Annotated in this window: 12 protein-coding genes; 8 read left to right on the forward strand and 4 right to left on the reverse strand. The window is 34.9% G+C overall.

Annotated elements, in window-relative coordinates; genetic code table 11:
• Positions 1-294: 294 nt before the first annotated feature.
• The 7 genes from J5G60_RS13785 to rnfB all read left to right on the forward strand — a co-directional run bounded on the left by J5G60_RS13785 (position 295) and on the right by rnfB (position 6,072).
• Entirely contained in the window at positions 295-711 is a 417-nt protein-coding gene (locus tag J5G60_RS13785) for a SoxR reducing system RseC family protein (RefSeq protein WP_150357836.1), read from the forward strand.
• A 306-nt stretch (positions 712-1,017) separates the two neighbouring features.
• Positions 1,018-2,391 (forward strand): electron transport complex subunit RsxC, encoded by a 1,374-nt coding sequence (rsxC, locus tag J5G60_RS13790; protein WP_150357835.1) that lies wholly within the window; start codon positions 1,018-1,020, stop codon positions 2,389-2,391.
• 18 nt (positions 2,392-2,409) lie between these two features.
• Positions 2,410-3,405 (forward strand): RnfABCDGE type electron transport complex subunit D, encoded by a 996-nt coding sequence (locus J5G60_RS13795; RefSeq protein WP_150357834.1) that lies wholly within the window; start codon positions 2,410-2,412, stop codon positions 3,403-3,405.
• Positions 3,406-3,411: 6 nt separating this feature from the next.
• Complete coding sequence (locus J5G60_RS13800; protein ID WP_150357833.1) at positions 3,412-3,969, forward strand: RnfABCDGE type electron transport complex subunit G; 558 nt, start codon at positions 3,412-3,414, stop codon at positions 3,967-3,969.
• Positions 3,970-3,971: 2 nt separating this feature from the next.
• The gene (gene rsxE / locus J5G60_RS13805) at positions 3,972-4,610 is read left to right on the forward strand and encodes an electron transport complex subunit RsxE (RefSeq protein WP_150357832.1); all 639 of its coding nucleotides are present in this window, start codon (positions 3,972-3,974) and stop codon (positions 4,608-4,610) included.
• The gene (locus tag J5G60_RS13810) at positions 4,610-5,191 is read left to right on the forward strand and encodes an electron transport complex protein RnfA (protein WP_150357831.1); all 582 of its coding nucleotides are present in this window, start codon (positions 4,610-4,612) and stop codon (positions 5,189-5,191) included. Before rsxE ends, J5G60_RS13810 begins: the two co-directional genes overlap by 1 nt.
• A gap of 20 nt (positions 5,192-5,211) precedes the next feature.
• Positions 5,212-6,072 carry an RnfABCDGE type electron transport complex subunit B gene (gene rnfB / locus J5G60_RS13815; protein WP_150357842.1) on the forward strand — a complete coding sequence of 287 codons (861 nt, stop codon included), beginning with the start codon at positions 5,212-5,214 and terminating at the stop codon, positions 6,070-6,072.
• A gap of 85 nt (positions 6,073-6,157) precedes the next feature.
• Here rnfB and J5G60_RS13820 read toward each other — a convergent pair whose 3' ends face one another.
• Both J5G60_RS13820 and J5G60_RS13825 read right to left on the reverse strand, forming a co-directional pair.
• Positions 6,158-6,673, reverse strand: a complete 516-nt coding sequence (locus J5G60_RS13820; protein WP_150357830.1) for a Gx transporter family protein — start codon at positions 6,671-6,673, stop codon at positions 6,158-6,160.
• A 27-nt stretch (positions 6,674-6,700) separates the two neighbouring features.
• Positions 6,701-7,084, reverse strand: coding sequence for a NusG domain II-containing protein (locus J5G60_RS13825; RefSeq protein WP_150357829.1), 384 nt, complete (start codon positions 7,082-7,084; stop codon positions 6,701-6,703).
• 196 nt (positions 7,085-7,280) lie between these two features.
• Here J5G60_RS13825 and J5G60_RS13830 point away from each other — a divergent pair, with 196 nt between their 5' ends.
• Positions 7,281-7,922, forward strand: coding sequence for a lactate utilization protein (locus J5G60_RS13830; protein WP_150357828.1), 642 nt, complete (start codon positions 7,281-7,283; stop codon positions 7,920-7,922).
• Between the two features lie 115 nt (positions 7,923-8,037).
• Here the strand turns inward: J5G60_RS13830 and J5G60_RS13835 are convergent, their stop codons facing one another.
• Both J5G60_RS13835 and J5G60_RS13840 read right to left on the reverse strand, forming a co-directional pair.
• A complete protein-coding gene (locus J5G60_RS13835) occupies positions 8,038-8,697 on the reverse strand; it encodes a DUF4397 domain-containing protein (protein ID WP_150357827.1) in 660 nt (219 codons plus the stop codon).
• Between the two features lie 96 nt (positions 8,698-8,793).
• The gene (locus J5G60_RS13840) at positions 8,794-9,273 is read right to left on the reverse strand and encodes a DUF4883 family protein (RefSeq protein ID WP_150357826.1); all 480 of its coding nucleotides are present in this window, start codon (positions 9,271-9,273) and stop codon (positions 8,794-8,796) included.
• Positions 9,274-9,315: the final 42 nt, after the last annotated feature.

The following is a 9,315-nucleotide window of genomic DNA, read 5'->3' on the forward strand; positions in this document are numbered from 1 at the left end:
TATTATAATTTATTTTTTAAAGAAATACCATATTGTATGGGCACTAAGTTAAGGTTGAATAAATCAATGAACATTTTAGATTTTTCTATCTTTAATCAAAAAAGACTTTAATTTCCTGTATATTTAAAAATAGCATATATTTCAAATAATATATTTTGCTCAAAAATAGTACAGTTATAAAAAAATTAATAATACAGAGTAAAAATTATGATTTTTATGGTATAATGTTATAGATGGAATAAGAGGAGGCATAGATCGTAAAAACGATAACAAGTGAGCAAGGAGATGTCAGATATGAAAAAGATGTCAGAAGGCGTTGTAATTGAAGTAGGACAAGATTTCGCCAAGATAAGAGCAAGTAAACACGGGGACTGCAAAAGCTGTGGATTGTGTGCAGGTGAGAATGCCACTATAGTAGATGCAAAAAATCCTGTTGATGCCAAAGTGGGACAGCATGTTATTTTTGAAGTAAAAGAGAAAAATATGTTGAAAGCCGCTTTTATTGTATATATTTTACCTCTTATTGCAATTTTTGTAGGTGCATTATTGGGAACATGGATTGCGAATAACATTGGGTATTCTGAAAGAGCACTTCAAATAGGAGGTGGAGCAATACTTTTTGTTGTTTCATTGTTGTATATAAAAATATTTGATAAGTCCACAAGTAAAAATGATACTATGAAGCCTATTATTAAACGTGTTTTATTTTAAATTACACCTAATTTTCTGATAGAAATACTAGAGCATAAAGCTGTATAGCAAATTGTGGAATATCAAATCTGTAATTTGCTATATAAGCTATTTTTATATTTATCCACACGCTGACATATTTATTCTAAAGTTCAAAATGCAACAGATAAATATCAATTAATGAAGATTTTCAGATAAGTCCTGAAATCCGCCGAATTGATATTTGAACTCTGAACTTTGATATTTGGATGGAGGCGCCGGGATAAGGCAATTTTTAATTTATAAATAATATTTTCATGCTAAAAATATTGAAAGAGGTGTTAAAGAGTGTTAAAAAGTTTTCGAGGTGGAGTGCACCCTGATGATAGTAAAAGGTATACAGCTGACAAGCCTATAGAAAAAGCACCTGTACCAGATAAAGTCTATATACCTGTAAGACAGCATATTGGTGCTCCTACATCTCCTATAGTAAAAAAAGGAGATGAGGTAAAAAAAGGACAGCTTATTGCAAAGAGTGATGCTTTTGTCTCAGCCAATGTGCATTCATCTGTTTCTGGAAAAGTTGTAGATGTAGCTGAATATCCACATCCTAATTTTGGAAAATGTTTATCCATAGTTATTCAAAATGATGGAAACGATGAATGGGCGGAAGGGATACCTGTTGAACGTAACTGGAATGACTTAACTGGAAAGGAAATAATAGGTATAATAAGAGAAGCAGGTATTGTAGGAATGGGAGGAGCAACTTTCCCTGCCCATGTCAAGCTTTCACCGCCGCCAAATAAAAAGATAGATGTTTTTATTTTGAATGGAGCTGAATGTGAACCTTATTTAACTTCTGATTATAGATCCATGCTTGAATACACTGATAGAATAGTATCAGGCATTAAAATTATCATGAAAGTCTTAAATGTGGAAAGAGGATTTGTAGGTATAGAGGATAATAAAAAGAAAGCTATTGAAATTATGACAAAAGCTTTTGAAGGTACAAATGTACAAGTTGTTGGGCTTCCTACTAAATACCCTCAGGGTGCTGAAAAAATGCTTATAAATGTTTTGACAGGCAGAGAAGTGCCTTCAGGAGGACTGCCTATGGATGTTGGAGCAGTTGTTCAAAATGTAGGTACGTGCATTGCGGTTAGTGATGCTGTAGAGAGAGGTATTCCGCTTATTCAGAGAGTTACAACTGTAAGTGGAGGAGCCGTAAAGGAGCCCAAGAATTTATTGGTGAGAGTGGGAACTACTTTTAAAGATGTTATTGATTTCTGCGGGGGCTTTAAAGATACTCCTGTTAAAATACTTTCTGGTGGACCTATGATGGGAATGGCCGAATCAAATCTTGATATACCGGTGATAAAGGGAGTTTCAGGAATACTTGCACTGGCTAAAAGTGATGTCAATACAGGAACGGAATCAGCCTGTATAAGATGCGGCCGATGTATAAAAGCTTGCCCTATGGGATTGAATCCCAGCATGCTGAGTATACTTGGACAAAATAATTTATATGAAGAAGCCAAGGAAGACTATAATCTTTTGGATTGCGTGGAATGCGGAAGCTGTGTATACACATGCCCTGCTAAACGAAATATTGTACAGTATATTAAATACATGAAATCTAAAAATGCAGCTGCAGCAGCTAGAGAAAAAGCTAAAGCGGCGGCTAAGGAAAAAGAAAAGGAAAAAGAGAAAGTTGAAAAATAATAAGGGAGTGATTAAAAGATGGCGGAAACGCAAATAAAAAAAGATGTTTTTACAGTTTCAGCATCGCCGCATATTCGCTGTGATGAATCCATTTCTAAAATAATGTGGAGTGTTAATTTGGCTCTAGCGCCAGCTGGAATTTTTGGTATAATCCATTTTGGGATGCCGGCTTTTGAAGTGATTCTGACAGGAATAATTTCTGCTGTACTTACAGAATATATTGTGCAGAAGATCAGGAAAAAACCTGTTACTATTTCGGACGGAAGTGCCTTTTTAACAGGATTTTTGCTTGCTATGTGTTTGCCTCCAGATATTCCACCATATATGGTAGCTTTCGGATCTTTTGTGGCAATAGCAATAGCTAAACATTCTATGGGAGGTCTCGGATACAACATATTTAACCCTGCCCATATTGGAAGAGCAGTACTTATGGCTTCTTGGCCTGTAGCTATGACTAGTTGGTCAAAATTGACTGCCAGTGGTGTAGATGTAGTTACTAGTGCCACTCCTCTTGGAATTTTAAAATTAGAAGGATACTCAAAATTAGTTGAAACTTTTGGTGGTACAGGGGCACTTTATAAAGCGCTTTTCCTGGGAACACGTAATGGTAGTATAGGTGAAACTTCCACTGTGCTGCTGGTTTTGGGAGGGCTTTTTCTCATATATAAGAAATATATAAACTGGAAGATTCCCGTAGTGATGATAGGTACTGTGGGAATACTTACATGGGCTTTTGGTGGAAGTGCTGGATTTTTTACGGGAGATCCTGTTTTCCACATGATGGCAGGTGGACTTGTGATAGGAGCCTTTTTTATGGCAACAGATATGGTAACTGTGCCTATGACAAACAAAGGTCAGATCATCTTTGCACTGGGTGCAGGGGCTCTTACTTCTCTTATCAGGTTAAAAGGTGGATATCCTGAAGGAGTATGTTACTCCATATTGCTTATGAATGCAGTTACTCCTTTAATAGATAAATTTACACAGCCTGTTAAATTTGGTGCAAGGAGGTAGACTTTTATGGCTAATGATAAAGATAAAAATAGTATTTTTGCGATTACTAAAAATTTGACCATTACATGTTTTATATCCGGAATTATATTGGCTGGTGTTTATTATATAACTGCACCAGTAGCAGCGCAAAAACAGGTTCAAATAAAAAATGATACCATGAAAGAATTGGTTGCGAATGCAGATAATTTTAAAAACGTAAATGGTAAAAAAGATTGGTATGCTGCTGTAAAGGGCAGTAAGACAATTGCTTATGTAGTACCTGCTGTAAGCAAGGGATATGGTGGAGATATAAATATGCTGGTGGCAGTTACACCAGATGGAAAAGTTGTAGATTTCAGCATTGTATCTCACAATGAAACACCGGGACTTGGAGCTAATGCTTCAGAGGATTCTTTCAGAGGACAGTTTAAGGATAAAAAAGCTGCTGATCTGACAGTTACAAAAGATAAGTCCAACAAGAAAAATATCCAGGCTATGACAGGAGCTACAATTACCTCAAGAGCTGTTACTAAAGGGGTCAAAGAGGCAGTTCAACAGGTTACTACATTTACAGGAGGTAAATAGATATGAAATTATGGGATGTATTTAAAAAGGGATTGATAGCGGAAAATCCTATATTTGTGCTTGCACTTAGCTTGTGCCCTGCACTGGCAACTACAAGCACGGCTTTAAATGGACTTACAATGGGATTTTGTGTGATGTTTGTTATAACTTGTAATAATACTGTAGTTTCCCTAATTAAAAATGTTGTAAACCCTAAAGTTCGTGTACCTGTGTACATCACTTGTATAGCAACTATAGTTACAGTAGTTGAACTCGTATTGCAGGCTTTAGCGCCATTACTGTATAAGCAGCTTGGCATTTATCTTGCACTGGTAGTTGTGTTTGCCATAATACTTGCCCGTGCAGAGGTATTTGCATCTAAAAATCCTGTAGTACCATCTTTCCTTGATGGACTTGGGATGGGATGTGGATTTACACTGGCACTTCTTGTAATAGGAATAATACGTGAGCTGTTTGGTTCTGGAACTATATTTGGCCTACATGTAATGTGGGCATCCTATAATCCAATAATGATTATGATCCTTCCTCCAGGAGCATTTATACTCATAGGATATCTGGTTGCTGTAGTAAAAGTCTATAATCAGCATGTAGAGCAAGTTAAAATGGCGAAGCTTGAAAAGGCAAATGGAGGTGAAGCATAATGGGTACTTATCTTACCTTGTTTATAAGTGCAGTAGTAATAAACAATTATGTTCTGACAAGATTTCTTGGTCTCTGTATATTCTTTGGAGTTTCTAAGAATCTGAATGCTTCAGTAGGTATGGGTATGGCAGTTACCTCGGTTATAACTCTGAGTTCAATGCTGGCCTGGGTAGTGTATCATTTTGTACTTATACCCTTTAATCTGACATTTTTAAGAACTGTTGTATTTGTACTTCTTATAGCAAGCTTTGTGCAGCTTTTGGAAACTATTATTAAAAAGCAGGCACCTGCACTATACAATATGTGGGGAATATATCTTCTTTTAATAGCTACAAACTGTATAGTACTTGCTGTACCTATTGTAAATGCTGATTCCAATTTTAATTTTCTGGAAAGTGTAGTTAATTCTATAGGATCTGGATTAGGATTTGCTATGGCTATAGTTTTAATGGCGAGCCTTAGAGAAAAATTGAGATTAGCAGATGTACCTAAACCACTGGAAGGACTGGGAGTAGCTTTTATATTGGCTGGAATGTTAGCTCTGTCATTCTTAGGTTTTTCAGGTATGATTTCTCTATAGAAAGGAGATTATGATATATGATAAATACTGCAATTATGGTTGTTATTGTAATGACTGTTATAGGTTGTGTATTTGGTCTTATTCTGGCTTATGTGAACAAGAGATTTGCAATGGAAGTAAATCCACTTGTAGAGCTTGTAGAAGATGTACTTCCCAAGGGACAATGTGGCGGATGCGGATTTGCAGGATGCAGGGCTTATGCAGAAGCAGTTGTATTAGATGAAAGTGTTCCTCCAAATCTCTGTGTTCCAGGTAAGGCAGCAGTGGCAGAACAGGTGGCAAAGCTAACAGGTAAATCGGCTCCAGCTATTGAGCCTAGAGTTGCCCATATAAGATGCGGCGGTGACTGCACGAAGGCAGTTAGAAAATATGAATACAAGGGAATAAAGGATTGTACTGCAGCAAATTTACTTCAAGGAGGCCCTAAAGCCTGTCAGTATGGATGTCTGGGTTTTGGAACCTGCGTAAAAAGCTGTCCTTTTGGTGCTATGTCCATGGGATCCAAGGGTTTGCCAATAATTGATGTGGATAAATGTACAGGCTGTGGAACCTGTGTCAAAGCATGTCCTAAACAGGTAATTGGATTCAGACTTATAGGATCAAAGGTTATGGTCAATTGCAATTCCAAGGATAAGGGTGGAGTTGTACGTAAAGGCTGTAGTGTAGGATGCCTTGGCTGCGGACTGTGTGTAAGAAATTGCCCTTATGATAATCTTAAGGTGGAGAATAATTTGGCGTCGGTAATAGATCATCATGTTTGCGTAGATAAATGCAGTGAAGCTACTTGTTTGGCTAAGTGTCCTACGGGAGCTATCAGAGCTATTGTAAGTGGAGCAGACTTGCAAGAACAGAGCAAGAAGGAAGCTGCAGCAAATGTATAATCGTTTATAGAAAAAACTAAATTGTAAAAGAGGTTGTTTTAAATTATTTTAATACAACCTCTTTTTAAACAGTGAAGAAAGATTTTCAATATTTTAAACCTTTAAACATGGGAAGTTTATATAAATTTTCAGTTAGGAATTTGGTACACCATCCTATGAAGTATCCCGTAACTATAGCGGAAATTAAAAGTACAGGAAGATAGATATATATTCTGAAATCCTCAATTATAATAGAAGCTACCAATAATTGACCAATATTGTGAAATATTGCTCCACATATGCTTATAGTAGATAAGCTGAGAAATTTTTTAAAATACTTATATAGTATAATCATGACCACATTACTTAAAATTCCACCTGCTATACTAAACATGAAGGCCGACATCGTCCCCCCAAATATTGAACCTAGAAGTGTTCTCAAAAGCATCACTGTGAGAGCCTCTTTCCAGCCAAGAAGTATTAACGCAGTCAGAGAAATCATATTTGCAAGCCCCAGTTTTATTCCTGGGAATAAAACTGGAATTTGAGATTCTATTACATATATAACTAAGGCTATGCCAACTAAAAAACTTAAAAAAACCATTTTTTTTATTTTACTCATATTTGCACCTTTGCTTCTAATATATACTTAATTTGAAAGCCCATCGTATTTTGAGTTTTTACCCTCTATATTGATTATGAGTTTATGAGGTAGACATATAATACTTTCTCCTGGCTTTGATATCCAACCGGTTTTTATGCAGATTTTGTCTGGGCAATCTGCATCTTCTATTCGTATTTTCCCATTTTCAACTTCTACTAAATTAAAGTGAGAAGTCTTGTACTTTATTTTAAATTGTTTTCTACCTTTTACCTTATTTAAATCTATGGTATTTATAATTTTACCCTCTTGTTTTATAACTGCAATTTTATGAGAACCTTTGACGTATAATCTATATGAAAAAACTCCAATGAAGCTTGATATTATTAAAATCAATATACAGATTGCAGCTATTTTATCTCCTTTTTTCATTGTGTCTCTCCTCATTTTTATATTATGAAAATTTAACAGACCGATCTCCCTATGATTTTACTATAATGAAAATGTATTTACAATGTTTTTATAATAAATTTTAAGCAAGAAACAAGGTGGTTAATAGGGACTTTGTGGTATAATGTATCTTATAATGTGAGAATTTAAGAGCAAAATTCTATTAGGGGGTAGTATTGTGGACGAAAATTTAAAATGGGTAACTGATCAGAGGCTCAAAAGGACTATGGAAAATTTAGAAAAAAATAACATGGAAGCTTATTTTGTAAACAGCAAAAAGGAAGTTATAGATAAGCTAGGTGAAATCTTAAAAGATGGCGATACGGTTTCTGTGGGAGGATCAATGTCTCTGTTTGAGGCAGGTGTAATTGATTTTTTGAGAAATGGAAATTATAAATTTTTAGATAGGTATGCTGAAAATTTAAAACCTGAAGATATTAAAGATGTTTTTAGAAAGAGTTTTTCTGCAGATGACTATATAGTGAGTACAAATGCACTGACTGAAGATGGAGAGCTCTATAATGTGGATGGAAATGGGAATAGGGTAGCTGCCATGCTGTATGGTCCCGACAAGGTAATAGTTATTGTGGGAATAAATAAAATTGTGTTGAATTTAGATGAAGCCATAGACAGGGTTAAGTACTGCTCGGCTCCTGCAAATGTGAAGAGACTAAATGCAGGCAATCCCTGTGCTAAATTGGGATATTGTGTAGATTGCAGCAGCAGCGGAAGGATATGTAATGAATACACACTGATAAAAAGACAGAATCATAAGGGAAGAATAAAAGTAATAATAGTAAATGAGGCTTTAGGATACTAAATGCATTGTTTGATGTTTGAACTCTGACATTTAAACTTTAGCGTGGGACCTGTATTTTTGGACAGGTCCTTCTAAAGCTGTGGCATTTGTAATGAAAAAGAACTTTACCATAAATCTAAAATTCAATATAACTGTTCCCGTCAAGAGGAATCAATACTTGAATTTCGGGAGAACCGGATAGGTTTCCCACTGAGTATATACTGTAAAATCTGTTTGGAGTTAATCGTACGTTAGGTACATGAAGGACTCTGCTGTGGGAATCAGAAGTATTTACCTCCAGAGTATATACTCCAGGATTTATAGGTATATATTCTGTTATTTCTTTGTAGGAAACGTTCGGGAAAAGTATATTTCCATTGGAAAGTGCAAGATCCAGTTCTGTAGAATCAGAAGTTAAATTTATAAATCTTATAAGGGATCTGTTGGGAATTCTTGGACGACGTATATCTTCTATAGGCAATAGGCTTATGTTTGGGTAGCGGTCTATAGCGGCTATGGTAAATATTTTTTCTGCTGGTATAGGTAGAGTTTCATCTATAATTGGATTTTGCACGCTTCCTGCTGGAAATACTCTTATATTGTAAGTTCCGTAAGGTATATTTATATAGTTGGAAAAAGATTTATAGGTTAAATTTCTAAACAATAGGCGCTCGTTTAAATATACATCTACTGCAGGAGAATTAGGGCTGGCATTTAAGAACCTTATATAGGAAACAGGAGCGGTTTGAGGCATTCTATAGTGAGTTCTATGTGCAAAGTAAGGACAAACGAACATAATGTTCACCTTTCATTATATTTATACATTTATAATATATGTTTATTTCTGCAGCTGTGATACAATAATGTAAAGTTTAAGGATGAGCTATTGGAATTAGTAATTCTTAAAAATGTATTTGCCTAGATAATATAAATTTAAGGATATGGGAATTTTATTCATGTCTATATAATCCATAGGGTAGTTTCCATCCCAGGGATAGATAGACAGGTATTTTTCATTATATACGTTTATAAGCAGTTTTTCTTTATTGAAGGTAAATATAATTTTGTAGGAAGTTTTGTTGGGAAGATCTTTTGGCCTATCTATGAAATTATTCTTTTTAAGGATTTTTAACATGCTTTTTATATCTGAAATGTTTCTTTCTCCTAGTTCCTCTTGGTCATGAAAATTACTTTCTTCTATAATACATTTTTTAGGTGAAGATGTGGTTAAATTTTGAGCAAGTAAATTCGTATAATAAAAATTATTTGGTTTTTTGCGAGAAGGAAATGTATTATTTAATTTATAATTACATGATGTAAGAGTAAAAATACTGATCAAAATAACACTTAAAAGTATAAAAAATTTTTTCATTATAATCACCTTTATATAGAGTATTATAAATAAAATTTATGT

Origin of the sequence: Clostridium sp. HV4-5-A1G, from assembly GCF_900184915.1 — a bacterium.
GTDB classification, from domain to species: Bacteria; Bacillota; Clostridia; order Clostridiales; family Clostridiaceae; genus Clostridium_B; species Clostridium_B aromativorans.